The 17,397-nt window shown below is 46.9% G+C and carries 11 protein-coding genes; 6 read left to right on the top strand and 5 right to left on the bottom strand.

Annotation, left to right across the window (positions count from 1 at the left end; translation table 11 throughout):
- Positions 1-7 precede the first annotated feature (7 nt).
- The 3 genes from uvrA to codA form a co-directional block, all read right to left on the bottom strand.
- Entirely contained in the window at positions 8-3,091 is a 3,084-nt protein-coding gene (uvrA, locus tag U2F10_RS31440; RefSeq protein ID WP_499874260.1) for an excinuclease ABC subunit UvrA, read from the bottom strand.
- A 284-nt stretch (positions 3,092-3,375) separates the two neighbouring features.
- The gene (locus U2F10_RS31435; RefSeq protein WP_499874258.1) at positions 3,376-3,936 is read right to left on the bottom strand and encodes a Uma2 family endonuclease; all 561 of its coding nucleotides are present in this window, start codon (positions 3,934-3,936) and stop codon (positions 3,376-3,378) included.
- A gap of 78 nt (positions 3,937-4,014) precedes the next feature.
- Entirely contained in the window at positions 4,015-5,262 is a 1,248-nt protein-coding gene (gene codA / locus U2F10_RS31430) for a cytosine deaminase (protein ID WP_499874257.1), read from the bottom strand.
- Positions 5,263-5,734: 472 nt separating this feature from the next.
- On the opposite strand from codA, the gene U2F10_RS31425 reads away from it, so the two are divergent.
- The 5 genes from U2F10_RS31425 (at position 5,735) to U2F10_RS31405 (ending at position 10,447) form a co-directional block, all read left to right on the top strand.
- Positions 5,735-5,974 carry a CDP-glucose 4,6-dehydratase gene (locus U2F10_RS31425; protein ID WP_163670114.1) on the top strand — a complete coding sequence of 80 codons (240 nt, stop codon included), beginning with the start codon at positions 5,735-5,737 and terminating at the stop codon, positions 5,972-5,974.
- A 42-nt stretch (positions 5,975-6,016) separates the two neighbouring features.
- The gene (locus tag U2F10_RS31420; protein WP_499874256.1) at positions 6,017-7,297 is read left to right on the top strand and encodes a methyltransferase domain-containing protein; all 1,281 of its coding nucleotides are present in this window, start codon (positions 6,017-6,019) and stop codon (positions 7,295-7,297) included.
- A gap of 259 nt (positions 7,298-7,556) precedes the next feature.
- Entirely contained in the window at positions 7,557-8,876 is a 1,320-nt protein-coding gene (locus U2F10_RS31415) for a DUF4910 domain-containing protein (RefSeq protein ID WP_499874255.1), read from the top strand.
- A 60-nt stretch (positions 8,877-8,936) separates the two neighbouring features.
- Positions 8,937-9,764 carry a glucose-1-phosphate cytidylyltransferase gene (locus tag U2F10_RS31410; RefSeq protein ID WP_499874253.1) on the top strand — a complete coding sequence of 276 codons (828 nt, stop codon included), beginning with the start codon at positions 8,937-8,939 and terminating at the stop codon, positions 9,762-9,764.
- 23 nt (positions 9,765-9,787) lie between these two features.
- Positions 9,788-10,447 carry a PIG-L deacetylase family protein gene (locus U2F10_RS31405; protein WP_163670122.1) on the top strand — a complete coding sequence of 220 codons (660 nt, stop codon included), beginning with the start codon at positions 9,788-9,790 and terminating at the stop codon, positions 10,445-10,447.
- A 30-nt stretch (positions 10,448-10,477) separates the two neighbouring features.
- On the opposite strand, the gene U2F10_RS31400 is transcribed toward U2F10_RS31405, so the two are convergent.
- A complete protein-coding gene (locus tag U2F10_RS31400; RefSeq protein ID WP_499874527.1) occupies positions 10,478-11,515 on the bottom strand; it encodes an aldo/keto reductase in 1,038 nt (345 codons plus the stop codon).
- A gap of 114 nt (positions 11,516-11,629) precedes the next feature.
- Complete coding sequence (locus U2F10_RS31395) at positions 11,630-12,790, bottom strand: glycosyltransferase (RefSeq protein ID WP_163670124.1); 1,161 nt, start codon at positions 12,788-12,790, stop codon at positions 11,630-11,632.
- 582 nt (positions 12,791-13,372) lie between these two features.
- Here U2F10_RS31395 and U2F10_RS31390 point away from each other — a divergent pair.
- Complete coding sequence (locus U2F10_RS31390; protein ID WP_499874252.1) at positions 13,373-17,266, top strand: leucine-rich repeat domain-containing protein; 3,894 nt, start codon at positions 13,373-13,375, stop codon at positions 17,264-17,266.
- Positions 17,267-17,397: the final 131 nt, after the last annotated feature.

The following is a 17,397-nucleotide window of genomic DNA, read 5'->3' as shown; positions in this document are numbered from 1 at the left end:
TCCTCAATTACGCTGTAGGTGGATGTTGCTCCAGCACATGCTTCAAATAATGCCCGGTGTAGGAATTTTCCGCCTGAGCGACTTCTTCGGGTGTACCCTCAGCGATAATTTGACCACCGCGATCGCCCCCTTCAGGACCTAGATCAATCACCCAGTCGCAGCAGCGGATTACATCCAGGTTGTGCTCAATCATCACCACAGAATTACCTTTGTCCACCAAACGCTGCACCACATCCAGCAGCTTGTGGACATCGTAGAAAGATAAGCCCGTAGTCGGCTCATCAATCAGATACATGGTTTTACCTGTAGAGCGACGGGCCAATTCAGAGGCCAGCTTCATGCGCTGAGCCTCACCACCAGAAAGGGTGGGAGCCGTCTGCCCCAAGCGAATATAGCCCAGACCCACATCTACCATGGTCTGTAACTTATTGGCCGCCTTGTGGATATTCTCAAAGAATTTCAAGGCCTCTTCAGCCGTCATATTCAGCACATCGGAAATCGTTTTGCCCTTGTATTTCACCTGCAAAGTTTCACGGTTGTAGCGTGCACCTTTGCACACCTCACACTGAACGTATACATCGGGCAGAAAGTTCATGGCAATCACATTCACGCCCTGACCACCGCAGGCTTCACAGCGCCCACCCTTAACGTTAAAAGAGAATTGCCCGCGCTTATAGCCCCTCGCTTTAGCCTCAATAGTCTCAGCAAACAAATCACGAATAACATCGAACACCCCTGTGTAGGTAGCCGGGTTCGAGCGCGGTGTACGACCAATGGGTGATTGATCAATGACGATGGCCTTATCTAAGGCTTTAAGCCCCTTAATCGGCTCCATCTGATTAGGTTCAGGCACTTTGCTACCAAAATGATGTTGCAGAGCCGGGTAAAGCAACTCATTAATCAAGGTGGATTTACCAGAACCAGAAACACCTGTGATGCAGACAAACTTACCTAGGGGAATATCAACATCGATATTCTCCAGATTGTTGCGATGGGCATTGCGAATTTGTAGCTTGCGGTTATTACCTGGTCTGCGTTCAGCGGGTGTACCAATACTCTCTCGCCCTGACAGATAAGCGCCCGTCAGAGACTCTTTATTTTTTAATAGCGCCTTCAAATCACCATTGACAACGATATCACCACCATGAACACCCGCCTTAGGCCCAATATCTACAATGTGGTCGGCGGCACGAATGGTATCTTCGTCGTGTTCAACCACAATTAAGGTATTACCCAAATTACGAAGACGATCAAGGGTTTTTAATAACCGTGCGTTATCACGTTGATGTAAACCGATACTGGGCTCGTCAAGAACGTATAGCACCCCCGTCAAACCCGCACCGATTTGAGTTGCGAGGCGGATACGCTGGGCCTCACCACCTGACAACGTCATAGCAGTACGGTCCAGGGTGAGATAGTCCAACCCCACATCCAACAAAAATGTAAGGCGAGCTTTAATTTCTTTGAGAACCAACTCACCAATAGCCAGTTGCTTCTTGCTTAGAGGGGAGTCTTCTCCGTGCTCACCCATAACATCTTCGATGTTGTACAGGCAATCACGAATGGAAACACTGGTGAAGTCAAGAATGTTGTATGGCCCCATTCTGACGGCAAGAGATTCTGGCCGCAACCTGGCTCCATTACAGGTTTCACACACTTGATCGATCAAATACTTTTCGAGCTTTTGTTTGTAGAGATCGGACGTGCTCTCACGGTACTGTCGGTCAAGGATGGGAAGCACTCCATCATATTTGCGTTCGTAGCCCTTTTTGTCGCGGTAACGGGAGTCGGTTTCGATATAAATCTTGTCAGGGGAACCGTGGAGAATAATGTCGCGCTGTTCGTCGGTAAGGCTAGACCAGGTGGATTGAATCTCAAACCCGTAGGCTTGACCAACGCTGTAAAGAAGAGAGAAATAATAGGTGTTATCTTTATCGGACCAGGGTGCGATCGCAGCATACACTGGCAAATTCGGATCAGGCACCACCAAATCTGCCGCAAACCGCCGATGACTGCCTAACCCATGGCAATCGGGACAAGCACCATAGGGTGAATTAAACGAAAACAGACGAGGCGACAGTTCATCCATCACCGCCCCATGTTCTGGACAAGCAAAATTCTCAGAAAAGACTAGCTCTGACGGCAGTTCAGCACCGTATTCTCCCTCTTCCTCTGCCGCTACAGGCATGTCAGCCTTCTTGCCCTTACCCCCACTTTTAGCCTTGAGCGGCACCACATTGTCCTTGTTACGATCAGCGAGAATATCAATAACCGCAATGCCCTCAGCCCGTTTTAGACAGGTAGCCAAGGAATCCGCCAGACGCTCCTGGATATCGTCTTTCTTCACCAGGCGGTCCACCACCACTTCAATATCGTGGATCTTATTCTTTGATAGCTCAATATTGTCGCTGAGATCACGGATTTCGCCATCCACCCGCACCCGCACAAAGCCTTCCGCCGCTAATCCCGACAGCAGTTTGGCATGGGTCCCTTTCTTGCCGCGCACCACCGGGGCCAAAATCTGAAAACGCGTGCGGTCTGGCAAGGCCATCACCTGATCCAGCATTTGGTCAATGGTCTGGGGGGCAATGGAGCGATCGCAATGGGGACAATGGGGTTGACCTGCCCGACCATAAAGCAATCGCAGATAGTCGTAAATTTCAGTTACCGTCCCTACGGTGGAGCGAGGGTTATGGGAGGTGGACTTTTGATCAATGGAAATCGCCGGACTCAGCCCTTCAATGGAATCCACATCGGGCTTGTCCACCTGCCCTAGAAACTGCCGGGCATAGGCACTGAGGGATTCAACGTAACGGCGCTGGCCCTCAGCAAAAATCGTATCGAAGGCAAGGGATGACTTACCAGAACCAGACACCCCCGTAAAGACGATCATCTGGTTGCGGGGCAGGTCCAGATCGATATTCTTTAGGTTGTGCTGACGGGCACCGCGAATGCGGATCAGGTCATCCGATAGGTTCGTCAGTTTAGTTTTTGCTGCCCTGCCATTAGTCGTCACCTTGCCATTAGCGGCTTTGCCGTTGCCGCTCGACTTGCGTGTCTTGGCCGTTTTCGAGGTCTTTGACTGGGGCATGGGGCGGATAGGGTTACAGCTCAGGCAGGTAAATCATAACTAGACTGATAAATCAGTACTAGTACTAGCAAAACATTTCTTTATGGTAAGTCATAGAGTTTAACCATGTGGTGTTAAGTGTGGCAAAAGGGATCGAGACGTTGCATGCAATGTCTGTCTGTCTGTGAGGATGGCAAAGTAGGGGCGTTGCCTTGTGCACGCCCTGGGCAAAAGAGGCGTTGCTTTGTGCACGCCCTGGACAAAAGGATTTTGCGAACTGACTAGTCAACGCTGACGCTATCGCACTAAGCAAAAAGGGAGGCAACCCCGCAGCTAAAGTCTGGCAATAAAGGACTGGTTAATGTGTCTTTAGCATAGAGAGTAAGGACTTTAACCAAAATGCCGTCTTCGCGACGAAAAACCTCAGCCATTTGCTGTTCGCGATCAAAGATCCAATATTCTTGGACACCTTCCACAGAATAAAGTTTAAGTTTAGATTTTCTATCACGATCTTTATCCTTCTGCGACTGAGATAGAACCTCAATCACCAGTTCAGGTGCCCCTGTCAGATGACCTGCATCGTCCATCAATGTTTCAATTCGCTCATTGCTGACCCAAATGAGATCGGGAATGACTGCATTGGTAGGGGAAAAAATCACTCCTGGAGTAAAGATAGGTTTTCCCAATGGCAATTTCTTAGACCAGGCCAAAAGTTCTGCATAAATGGCACCGGCAACATCCTGATGTTTCCAATGGGGTGCTCTAGTCACATGCAGGTCTCCATCAATGATTTCAAAGCGATCGCTACTGTCAGGCAGGCTCTCTAAGTCATCTACCGTCCAGCGAACTTTCTTGGCTGCTGTCATCGACCTGTCTCCGCAGAATGAAGTATTTCAATGATAAACGCTAGGCAAGTAGGGGCGTTGCATGTAACGCTCCCACAATCAACCCACCTCTTGTTGCCACTTAATCTCAGGCGGGGTTGTCTCCACCAGTACTTTTCCACGAGAAATCACATGACTGACGACGGGCCGACAGCGGATGGCTTCATACTTACTAGGACAGTTCAACACAATCAGGTTTGCCGTTTTGCCCACTTGTATGCCGTAGGAGTCTTGCAGGTTTAGGGTGTTGGCTCCGCAGATGGTTGCCATGTCGTAGCAGGCATCCAGTTCTTTAAGCCCCGTCATTTGGCAAACGTGAACAGCCATGGAGACAACATCGAGCATATGGCCCATGCCGAGACCGTACCAGGGATCCTGGATGCAATCATTGCCGAGACTGACGTTCAAACCAGCTTGCCACAGTTCTTTAACACGGGTGAGGCCACGGCGTTTGGGGTAGGTATCGGTGCGGCCCTGAAGGGTGATATTGATCAGGGGATTGGCGATGAAGTTAATCTTGGACCGTTTTAGGAAGCCCATGAGTTTGAAGGCATAGGCATCGTTGTAGGAGCCAAATGCGGTGGTGTGACTGGCGGTGACTTTTTCGTTTAAACCAGTGCGCAAGGCACAGGCGGAGACGACTTCGAGAAAGCGAGATTGGTCGTCGTCGATTTCGTCGCAGTGGATGTCGATCAGACGATCATATTTTTGGGCGAGTTCGAAGATGCGGTGGACGGAGCGGACACCATCTTCGCGGGTGAGTTCGTAATGGGGAATGCCGCCGACGGCATCGGCTCCTTGTTTGATCGCTTCTTCCATCAGGTCGTCGTTTTTGGGGCCGCCATAAATGCCGTCTTGGGGAAAGGCGACAACTTGGACGGTCATCCAGTCTTTGACGGTGTCACGCACTTCGAGCAAGCCTTGCAACGCAGTTAGACTGGCTTCACTGACATCAGCATGGGTACGGACAAAAAGGGTACCCTGGCTGGCCATTAGTTTGAGAGCGGCGGTGGCACGGTGTTTGATGTCATCCAGGGTGAGGGATTGTTTGCGTTCTCTCCAAATCTCGATGCCTTCAAACAAGGTGCCGCTTTGGTTATGGCGGGGTTGCCCGGCAGTCAGGGCCGAGTCTAGATGGATGTGGGATTCGACAAACGGTGGACTGACGAGGTTGCCTGCGACGTCGATTTCAGTGGGGGCGGTGAGCGGTAGGTTGGGTTCAATGGCAATGATGGTTGAGTTTGCGATCGCAATGTCAGCCGGACCATTAACCAAAGCGCAATTTCTAAGAATCAGTGTAGGTGTCATGGATCGAACAGAAAAAAAGCTACAGGGGGATATTGCAGACATAACCTGAGAATGTCCCTTTTTTCCGTACTTAAACGAACAGTAAACAGTGAAGATTAGACAGCCTATCTTCTACCAACTGCAAGTAACCATCCCGCCCATGGGCATGGGCCAGATCTAACAAAAAGCATTTCTCTTGGAGAAAAGCAGCCTTTCAACCATGTACTACGGGTACGTCATATAAATTAACGAAAACCTGTTATTGTGCGAGTGATCAATCAAAAAAACAGATATTTATCTATGCTCTGACATTCACAAAGTTGTTGATGTGTAAAACAAAAATAAATATTAGGTCGAGATTTGAGTTCTGGAAACTTAAATCCGAACATTGCCGTCTTCGCGTATAAATCCTGGTGAATTCTTAGGAAATAGAACCAATGGCAACAATACATCCCCAGAGGTGCAATGGATCCTAATTTTTGGAGAGGAATTAGTGGATAAACTCGTATCACTCTGGGGCAAGGGGGCGACCTGGGAACAAGATAACGCCTACCATCCCCACGAGGCCCACTCCCTGAGCTTAGATTGTTCTAAAGCACGACTGAAGCTAGGTTGGGTGCTTCAGATTTCCCTAGATCAAGGCTTGGAACAAAGCATCACCTGGAGCCAAGCCTATGGCTCTGGAACCGATATGCGGCCAGTCACTGAAGCGGCCATTGCTCAGTGGATGTAAGCCCTCAACCCTTTCCCCTGTAGACCCCTTTAAAATTAAAACATGAGTCAGCAAACGGCTACGAAAGAAACGATCAAAGCGTCTTCTCAAAATACGCCCCAGTGTCTCTTTTGCGGAACGTCTTTAAACCACACCCTGGTAGATTTGGGCATGTCGCCCCTATGTGAAAGCATCCTAAGTGCGGATCAAGTCAACCAGATGGAGCCGTTCTATCCTCTCCATGTACGGGTATGTAGCAACTGTTTCCTGGTACAGCTAGAAGCATACGTCAGCCCAGAACATATTTTCACTGAGTATGCCTATTTCTCGTCCTACAGTGATACTTGGCTGGCTCAGTGCAAAGCATATACAGATCAGGTTGTTGAACGGTTTCACCTCAATGAAGAAAGTCACGTTGTGGAACTAGCCAGTAACGACGGATATCTCCTACAGTATTTCGTAGAAAAAAAGATTCCGGTGCTAGGCGTTGAACCGGCAACGAACATCGCCAAGGTTGCCATTGATAAAGGCATTCCCACCCTGAATGAATTCTTTGGAGAAGACTGTGCTAAGAAACTGGTGCAACAGGGGAAGTCCGCCGATCTGATTGCTGCCAATAATGTCATTGCCCATGTGCCCAATCTCAACGATTTTATTGCAGGCATCAAAATTTTAATGAAGCCCCAAGGCGTTTTCACTGGGGAGATTCAACATTTGATGCGCCTCATGGAGTTGAATCAATTTGATACCATTTATCACGAGCATTTTTTCTATCATACCCTGAGCACCCTAGAGACCATCTTTGCAGCCCATGGCATGACCCTCTTTGATGTAGAAGAACTACCCACCCATGGTGGCTCGTTACGTGTCTATGCGCGACACACAGACGATATCTCTAAGCCCGTGGGCGAGCGCGTCATTGACTTGAGACAACGTGAAGCCGCCGCCGGGTTTACAAGTCTAGAACGCTACACTCATTTTGATGAACAAGTGCGCGAAACCAAACGTAAGCTTCTAGACTTTTTGATTAAAACAAAACGAGACGGGAAAACAATTGTTGGCTATGGGGCACCGGGCAAAGGGAATACTCTCCTAAATTATTGTGGCATTCGCACAGACTTTCTTGACTATACGGTGGATAGAAACCCTTATAAGCATGGAAAATTCCTGCCGGGCACCCATATTCCTGTTCATCACCCCGATAAAATCAAAGAAACAAAACCCGATTATGTGTTGATTTTGCCTTGGAATGTAAAAGACGAAATTATGCAGCAAATGAGTGTGATCCGCGAATGGGGTGGAAAATTTGTTGTACCCATCCCTGAAGTAAACGTCTATTCCTAGGGAATAGTAAACGTCTATTCCTAGCTAGGGATACCTGTGACGCCTGCCGGTCTACAGGATGCATACACCATAAAACCATAGGGGCTAAACGATGTGTGTAGCTGCCTTACCCCAGTTTTGTAAGGCAGGGTTTACATACCAAACGCGAACCAAGCGCTGAGACAGATAAATCTGTCAGTGCCTCTTATGGTTTAACCTTAGACATTTTTTGAATACAGTTTGCGATCGCTACTCCTTAAAGCATTCCAGGAGCATGAACATGAATATGGAGCTTGATGCAAAATCAATCGATGATATACATCGCCTAGGGTTAGACATGTATAACCTCATCAGCGATCTATATCCAATTTGCCGTAGCATCACAGGCAATGGCGTACGCAAGTCACTCAACATTATCCAGCAACATATTCCCCTAGAAATTCATGAAGTGCCGACAGGTACACCCGTTTTTGATTGGACGGTTCCTAAAGAATGGAATATCAAGGATGCTTACATCAAAGATAAAACGGGCAAGAAAATCGTTGATTTTCAATCATCAAACTTACACGTACTAAACTACAGCATTGCAATTCATCAAACGATGTCTCTTTCCCAGTTAAAAGAGCATCTTTTCTCAATGCCTGATCGACCCGATTGGATTCCTTATCGCACCTCTTACTATCAAGAGACATGGGGGTTTTGCCTATCGGATCGGGTACTGCAATCTCTACCAGAGAGTGACTATGAAGTCTATATTGATTCTTCTTTAGAATCAGGTTCTCTCACCTATGGCGAGCTATTATTACCAGGACAAACATCTGACGAAGTCTTATTGTGCTGCCATAGTTGCCACCCATCCCTATGCAACGATAATCTATCGGGCATCGCACTCGTCACGTTTCTAGCGAAACATCTTAGCCAACAACAATCCTTACGCTATTCCTACCGTTTCCTGTTTATTCCAGGTACCATCGGCTCGATTACTTGGTTGAGCCGCAATGAGGATCGAGTTTCATTCATTAAGCATGGTTTAACTGTTTCTAATGTTGGCGACTCAGGTCCTTTAGCCTATAAGAAAAGCCGTCGTGGCAATGCAGACATTGATAGGGCCGTCACCCATATCCTACAAAATTTGTCCCAAGACCATAAAGTTTCTGATTTTTCACCCTATGGATATGATGAACGACAATTTTGCTCACCTGGCTTCAACTTGCCTATTGGTAGCCTCACGAGAAGTCAATTTGGCACCTACCCTGAATATCACACCTCGGCTGACAATTTAGACTTTGTGCAAACGTCTGCTTTAGTCAATTCCTTCGAAACCTATGTGAATGTGCTCGATGTTTTAGAAAACAACTACGCCTACTTGAATACGAATCCTAAATGTGAACCCCAGTTAGGCAAGCGAGGTCTTTACAGCACCATGGGAGGTAAACAAACAACCCCTGACGAGCGCATGGCCATGTTGTGGACGTTAAATCTCTCCGATGGAGAACACACATTGCTTGATATCGCTGAGCGATCTCAGTTGAATTTTTCGACCATCAAGAATGCTGCATTTACCCTGGCCAACCATAACTTGCTAACCATAGCTTGCTAACCATGGCTTGCTAACCAGTTATTCCAGTTCAGCATGTAAAAAAACATAAGGAGAATCCAAATGAAAGTTGTTCTATTTTGTGGTGGCTTAGGCACCCGACTCAGAGAATATTCTGAAACTATCCCCAAGCCAATGGTTGAAATTGGCTATCGCCCAATTATTTGGCACCTGATGCGATATTACGCTCACTTTGGCCATAAAGAATTTATTTTATGCCTTGGCTATAAAGGAGACTACATTAAGAATTACTTTCTTAACTACGACGAGTGTTTATCCAACAACTTTACCTTATCTAAGGGTGGCAAGGATATTCAACTCCATACCACTGACATAGAAGACTGGAAAATCACCTTTGTTGATACTGGGCTCAATTTAAACATTGGCGAGCGTTTAGCTGCGGTCAAGCCTTATTTAGAAGGAGAAGACACCTTTCTAGCCAATTATTCAGATGGTCTCAGCGATCTTGATCTAAATTTATACCTTGAGTATTTTCAACAACAAAATAAGATTGCCAGCTTTTTAGCCGTGCAACCTTCACAATCATTCCACGTTGTTTCTTTAACCAATGAAGATGGCATCGTGGAAAATATTCGATCGGTGGGTCATTCAGATTTATGGATCAATGGAGGATTCTTTGTACTGAGAAAAGAAATCTTTGACTATATTTCCCCCGGTGAAGAGTTAGTGCTTGAACCATTCCAGCGATTGATTCGAAAACAACAACTGATTGCCTACAGAAATCCTGGTTTTTGGGCCTGTATGGACACTTTAAAAGAAAAGATACTATTTGACGATATGTATGCCAAAGGGAACACTCCATGGGCTGTATGGGAGTCTCACCCAGAAATATTCAGCAATAGCCCAAAGCCTGACCTAAAAATCGCTTAAGTCTTCAAAAATCGTACAATTTTATGATGAAACTCATCGGTAACCATCAGGATAACCATACATTCCGTCGCATTCTTTGCCTGGGTGCCCACAGTGATGACATTGAAATCGGCTGTGGTGGCACCCTCTTGAAATTGATTGACCATTGTCCAGAGATTGAAGTTGATTGGGTGGTTTTCTCGGCAACTGGACATCGAAAAGAGGAGGCCCTAGCCAGTGCAAATAGCTTCCTAAAACCGGTCAACAAGAAAAATATTGTCATTAAAGAATTCAGAGAACGATTTTTTCCATACATTGGCATAGAAATCAAAGAGTTTTTTGATCAGTTAAGCAAGAATTGTTCTCCTGATCTAGTTCTGACCCACTATCGTAATGACTTGCATCAAGATCATCGGTTAATCTCTGAACTGACTTGGAATGCCTTTCGCAACCATATGATTTTAGAATATGAGATTCCTAAATATGATGGAGATTTAGGAAATCCCAACTTCTTTATACATCTTGATGCATTCACTTATCGGCGAAAAATAGATTACCTGATGCAGCATTTTCAAACTCAGTTCAACAAGCAATGGTTTGACGAAGAAACGTTTTCATCAATCCTGAGACTGCGGGGAATTGAGTCAAATGCACCCGATAAATATGCAGAAGCCTTTTATTGTCGCAAGGCTATCTTGATGTAAGCGTCTCGATCGGGTCTCTATGTGCCAACGTCACAGATCCCAAATACTGTCTACCGTATACGGTCCCCCTGGGACTTGCCAAAATGCACCATCCACATAGCGACGATTCAAATCCAGACCCTTAATGGTTTGCATATCCTCTGGAGTCAGCACAACATCAGCCGATGCCAAATTTTGGCGGATACGTTCTGGATTGAAGGACTTGGGAATGACAGCAGTGCCCCGCTGCATAGCCCAGCTCAGGAGAACCTGGGCAGAGGTGACGCCATGGCGCTTAGCAATGGCAGCAATGGTGGGCTCTTTCAGTAAAACTGGCTCATCTTTTGACTTGAGGTTATCAGGGCGCGTCGAGGAACCGAGGGGGGCGTAAGCGGTCAGGTGAATCTTGTTGGCCTGACAAAACTCTAACATTGATGGTTGCTGTAAATAGGGATGCAGCTCAATCTGGTTTATTTCTGGCTGAAGTCGGGCATTATCCAACAGATTTTGTAACTTTGCACTACTAAAGTTTGATACTCCAATATGCTGGCACAGCCCTTTATCCACAAGAGATTCCATTGCTCGCCAGGTGGTCAAAATAGGGAGTGTGTCCAGGGAGATCAGGTGCTCTGCCGTTAGGGGGTCTGAGCTTCCTTTTTTCATGGCCACAGGCCAATGGATGAGATACAGATCTAGATAATCTAACTGCAAATTTGAGAGAGTCGCTGCCAAGGCGGGTTGTACATCTTCTGGGGCATGGGAATCATTCCACAGTTTGGAGGTGATCCACATTTCTCCTCGGGTGACAACACCTGCTTTAAAGGAATCCGCAAGGGCGCGACCAACAGGGGCTTCGTTGCCATAGATGTGGGCGCAGTCAATGTGGCGATAGCCCGCTGCGATCGCATCCTTAACGGCGCTATACACATCGCCAGGGGCCAATGACCATGGGCCTAACCCCAACAGACGATAACCTGTTGCGATCGCACGCTTAACGCTATGCTGCACACTCCTGGGGGTAGATGTCCAGGTGCCTAAGCCCACCATGGGCATTTGATCACCGTTGCTAAACTTGATTGTACTTACCATCATCCATCGACCTCTAAACGGGCATAGGCGACACTATCACCGCACTCATCCAACCCCTCAACAAGATAAATTTCCTAACGTTAACTACGAGCAACTGAGTTGCTGACAACAGCATTAACACGCTATGGACATATCAATAGAATCAACCCTGTACGCCAGCTGTTGCAATTGTTTCTCCCTTTCAATCACAGCCTGGCTCGGCTGCAAATCAAATGCCGCTAAAACCTCTCGCCAGCGATAGACCCAATCATGCTTGAGTAAAGCATTCACAACATTACGACGCCTAATCCTTTCAAGCCTGTCAGGTTGGGCATTGAGCGTTTCCATCACCGCCAGAATATCTTGTTCATAAAGATCTACGTGAACGATGGCATCTTCCCAATCAAAATAACGGGGAAATACATCACCCTTGGGAGGTATGCCCAGCAACACGGTACCCGCAGCGACCGCTTCAAAATAACGACTGCCCATCTCTTGATACCCTCCTGTTTCTTCCAGGGCATCAAACCTGGCATTGACGGCAATATTATATTGACTTCTCTGTAAGAGATTTACTAACTTAGCGCGATGCTCTTGAGGATTGCCAACTTCTAAGTCACGATTGTTGACAGTATCATAATAATAGAAAAAGTTATCGTCTTGCTGAGAACGTTGAAACAATGATTGATGGGTTTCTGGATGACGACGCCCCACACAGCAAACATCTATCATCCTCTGGGGTGGATTGGGATAGGGACAAAACTTAAGGGCATCAATGGCTGGTGCCAGATAATTGCTAGGCAACCCTGTAACGTTTGAGTAAATCTCAACACAGTGGGCGGTCCCTGCAAAAATATGGTCAAAATTCTTGAATGGTTCTTGGGCTAAACGCCAGTCATCAAAATTTGGCTTCCATGTTTCCATGATGTAGCAAGCCTTATGGCGACATTTATCACGCCAGTTTTTAATGGTTTCCAGTAAATGGAGTTGCCAGGGATTATCGCAAACGACAAATAGCAAGTCGTATTCGTTTTCTAGCAATACCTTAGTTGGAAATGGTGCAAGAGAACTGGCAATCTTGTCAGAATGCGTCGCGTATTTAGAGAAGCGGTATATTTTTCTAGCCAGGTCAAATTCCTGGGTAGGAGCGTAGAGTTCTGCTCCTTCTAAATCGCAGATAAAGTCCTCGAATTCATACAGCACACAGTTAGCGACTTGAAAGCGAAAGCCTCGTACGGAGGCGACTAAAATACGGGGCTGGTTCTCTCTTTGTTTAACTGAGCTATTGATCAACATAGCTTTTAAATATACTCAACATTAAATATGACGATGATTTAGCAGGGTATCAATTTAGAGTGGAATGTTTTCCCAAGGATAGAAGTCAGATAGTAGACATCAGCATAGAGGGCTTCACTAACGTCTCCTGCTACTTCTTAATTCTCCATCTACCTAAGCTTTTCCGGCTTTAGTTGATATCCTTCAAAAGATTGCACGCAGTGCATGGTTAAACCACCGATAACTCCTGGGTAATAAACGTTGCTGCTTGCATAAAGGTTCCTTATTTTAAGGGTAATTAATCTTTCAATGCATTGATTCATAAGAACTGTATAAGTCAACAATCGGATCTCAGGAGCTTCTTGGTAAACTTCTTCTAAGGTTCTTCCAGTCTTAATTTTCAATACTAAATTTTTATAGGTTTTGAAAGTGGTAGTGTGCTGGTGGTATTTTTTCAGAGCAGTTCGTAGTACATAGGTGGAGACGATGTTGAGAAAACAAGATCGCACCAGCTCTATATAAGTTAAATTCAATGCTACAAAGACGCACTAGGGGGCAGGAAACTGTTAGAACTAGGTAGACTCCTGCGATCGCTGCCGACCGATGACTCAAGATGAACTGCTAAAGCTGATTGACCAAGCTGCCGAGGAAGGCTGGACGGAGCTAGATTTGGCTGGGGCTGATTTGACGGAATTGCCACCGGAAATTGGAAAGCTGAGTCAGCTTGAGACACTGATATTGGCGAAGGAGGTTAAAGATGATTCCTTTGGGAAATATTTTGGCAATTCCCTTACCAAACTGCCAGCCGAAATTGGACTACTCAAAAATTTAAAATCACTAATCATTTTTGGCAATTGGAGATATGCACACAGAAGCTTTTTCCCCAGTGATAAACCAGGCAATCAACTTACACAGTTACCACTCGAAATTTCCCAATTAAAAGTACTCCAGAACCTTGACCTCCGCTCGAACCAACTCACTCAGCTACCCCCTGAAATTGGACAGCTAACCAGTCTCCAGAACCTTGACCTCCGCTCGAACCAACTCACTCAGCTACCCCCTGAAATTGGACAGCTAACCAATCTCCAGAACCTTGACCTCCGCTCGAACCAACTCACTCAGCTACCCCCTGAAATTGGACAGCTAACCAATCTCCAGAACCTTGACCTCCGCTCGAACCAACTCACTCAGCTACCCCCTGAAATTGGACAGCTAACCAGTCTCACTCAGCTCGACCTCAGCTCAAATCAACTCACTCAGCTACCCCCTGAAATTGGACAGCTAACCAGTCTCACTCAGCTCGACCTCAGCTCAAACCAACTCACTCAGTTACCTCCTGAAATTGGACAGCTAACCAATCTCCAGAACCTTAACCTCAGCTCTAACCAACTCACTCAGTTACCTCCTGAAATTATCCAGCTTACCAGTCTCACTCAGCTTTACCTCAGCTCTAACCAACTCACTCAGTTACCTCCTGAAATTATCCAGCTTACCAGTCTCACTCAGCTTTACCTCAGCTCTAACCAACTCACTCAGCTACCCCCTGAAATTATCCAGCTTACCAGTCTCACGCAGCTTTACCTCAGCTCTAACCAACTCACTCAGTTACCTCCTGAAATTATCCAGCTTACCAGTCTCACTCAGCTCGACCTCAGCGCAAATCAATTCACTCAGCTACCCCCTAAAATTGTCCAGCTCACCAGTCTCACTCAGCTCTACCTCAGCGAGAATCAGCTCACTCAGCTACCCCCTAAAATTGTCCAGCTCACCAGTCTCACTCAGCTCGACCTCCGCGAGAATCAACTCACGCAGCTACCCCCTCAGATTGTCCAGCTAACTAGTCTCACGCAGCTCGACCTCAGCGCGAACCAACTCACTCAGCTACCCCCTCAGATTGTCCAGCTTACCAGTCTCACTCAGCTCGACCTCAGCGCGAACCAACTCACGCAGCTACCACCGGAAATTGTCCAGCTCACCAGTCTCACTCAGCTCGACCTCAGCGCGAATCAACTCACTCAGCTACCCCCTGAAATTGTCCAGCTAACCAGTCTCACGCAGCTCTACCTCAGCGCGAACCAACTCACTCAACTACCCCCTGAAATTGTCCAGCTAACCAGTCTCACTCGGCTCTACCTCCGCTCTAACCAACTCACTCAGCTACCCCCTCAGATTGTCCAGCTTACCAGTCTCACGCAGCTCGACCTCCGCTCTAACCAACTCACTCAGCTACCCCCTCAGATTGTCCAGCTTAAGTCTCTTCAATATCTGAATTTGCAAGGAAATCCGATTCCGATACCACCGGAAATCTTAAAGAGTTCTGGCAACATACAAGCAATTCTTGACTACTATTTCCAGGTCCTTGATCCCAACGAAACCGAACCTCTTTACGAATCTAAATTCATCATCGTCGGTGAAGGTGGGGCCGGTAAAACCACCTTAGCTAAAAAACTCATTCATCCTGACTATGAGATTGACTCTAAAGAAGAATCCACCGAAGGCATTGACGTTATTCGTTGGGAATTTGAGCAAACAAACAAAACGCCTTTTCGCACCAATATTTGGGATTTTGGTGGTCAAGAGATCTACCATGCTACCCACCAGTTCTTTCTCACTAAGCGTTCTCTCTACGCCCTGGTAGTTGATGCCCGCCAGGAAAATACTGACTTCTACTACTGGCTCAATATCGTCTCCCTTCTCAGCGACAACAGCCCCGTCTTTATTATCAAAAATGAAAAACAAGACCGCCAGTGCGACGTCAACGAACGTGCTCTGAGAGGCGAGTTCACCAATCTAGAAAAAGTCTTCGCCACAAACCTGGCAGACAATCGTGGCTTAGACGCCATTAAAGAATCCATCCAAAAGCGGATTACCCAGCTAGACCATGTGGGCACTCCGTTACCAAAAGTTTGGGTGCGTGTTCGCTCTGCTCTTGAAAACTACGCCACCAACTGCAACTACATCACCCTCGAAAAATACCGAGACCTGTGCCGCACCAGCCAGCTCACCGAGCGTAACCGTCAAAACAGTCTCAGCAACTACCTCCACGATCTAGGCGTCATCCTCCACTTCCACGAAGATCCCATCCTTAAACACTACGTCATCCTTAAACCCGAGTGGGGCACCGCCGCTGTTTATGACGCCCTAGACACCCAGGAGATTCACGAGAACTTTGGTCGCTTTACCCGTGAGCAGCTCAACACCATCTGGAGCGATAGCCAATATGCCGAAATGAGGGATGAACTGCTCCAACTCATGATGCGCTTCAAACTCTGCTATGAAATCCCTGGCTGCGCTAACCATTTCATCGCACCCCAACTCCTCTCACCAGAACAACCTGACTATCCGTGGGACGAAACCTCAAATCTCATCCTCCGCTACCGCTACGACTTCATGCCCAAGGGTATCCTCACCCGTCTCATCGTCGAACTCCACGAATATATCGAAAACCAAACCAGGGTTTGGAAGACTGGTGTCGTTTTCACCAACGGTACTGCCCATGCCGAAGTTACCGAACATTATCCCAAAAGCGAAATCCGCATTCGTGTTTCCGGCACCAATCAAAAACGCTGGCTATCCGCCATCACCCACGAACTAGAAAAAATCCATCGTTCCTACGAACAGTTAAAGTACAAAACGTTAATCCCTTGTAACTGCGAAATCTGCAAAGACAGTCAAACACCCCACGACTACCCCTACCAGCGTCTGCAAAAGTTTCTCAGCGATGGTCAATACCAGATCCAATGCCAGGAAAGCTACAAAATGGTGGATGTACGGAAATTGCTGGATGACATCCTGTATCGAAATATAGAGGACCTACTAGCTAGCAAGGAGGATGGCGTCTTCTCCCAGCGATACACATCTGCCTCGAATAATCTCCAGGGACTGCCATTACAGCCCAATGACCTAATTCGCCAAAGTACCCCAACACAGATGTATCAGCCAGAAAAAGAAGTATTTATTTCTTATGCCTGGGGGGGCGACAGCGAAGACATTACTAACAAAGTAGACGAGGCGTTAAAAGCAACAAGCATTAATCTCATTCGCGATAAGCGAGATCTAGGCTTCAAAGGTCGCATCAAAGACTTTATGCAACAAATCGGCAAAGGCAAAGCCGTAATTATCATTATCAGCGACAAATACCTCAAATCTGAAAACTGTATGTTTGAACTGGTGGAAATCGCTGCTAGTGGTAATTTCGACAATCGCATTTTTCCCATCGTCCTCGACGATGCCCAAATCTATAAACCCATCAAACGCATCCGCTACATCCAACACTGGGAACAGGAAATCGCAGCTCTAGAAGAAGCAATGAAAACCGTCAGTGCCGCTAACATGCAAGGCTTCCGCGAATCCATCGACCTCTACACCCGTATTCGCGCCACCATCGCCGAACTCACCGAAACCCTCAAAGATATGAATACCCTGACTCCTGAGATTCATACCGAATCAGGATTTACAGAACTGATCAGCGCCATCGAAAAACGCCTCGAAAGCTAGGTTCGACTCCGCTCACCTAGCCAAATCAACGTCAAATCATAGCCATCATCATCCTAATTCTTCATCGTCTAGGCTTTGCCGAAGTCGGAGCCTGGAGTAAACCCCAGATCGCCTCCAAAAGCGGCAAACCT

It is taken from the genome of Leptothoe sp. EHU-05/26/07-4 (assembly GCF_043421015.1).
GTDB classification, from domain to species: Bacteria; Cyanobacteriota; Cyanobacteriia; order Phormidesmidales; family Phormidesmidaceae; genus Leptothoe; species Leptothoe turfae.
This window is presented reverse-complemented; position numbering and strand designations above follow the sequence as displayed.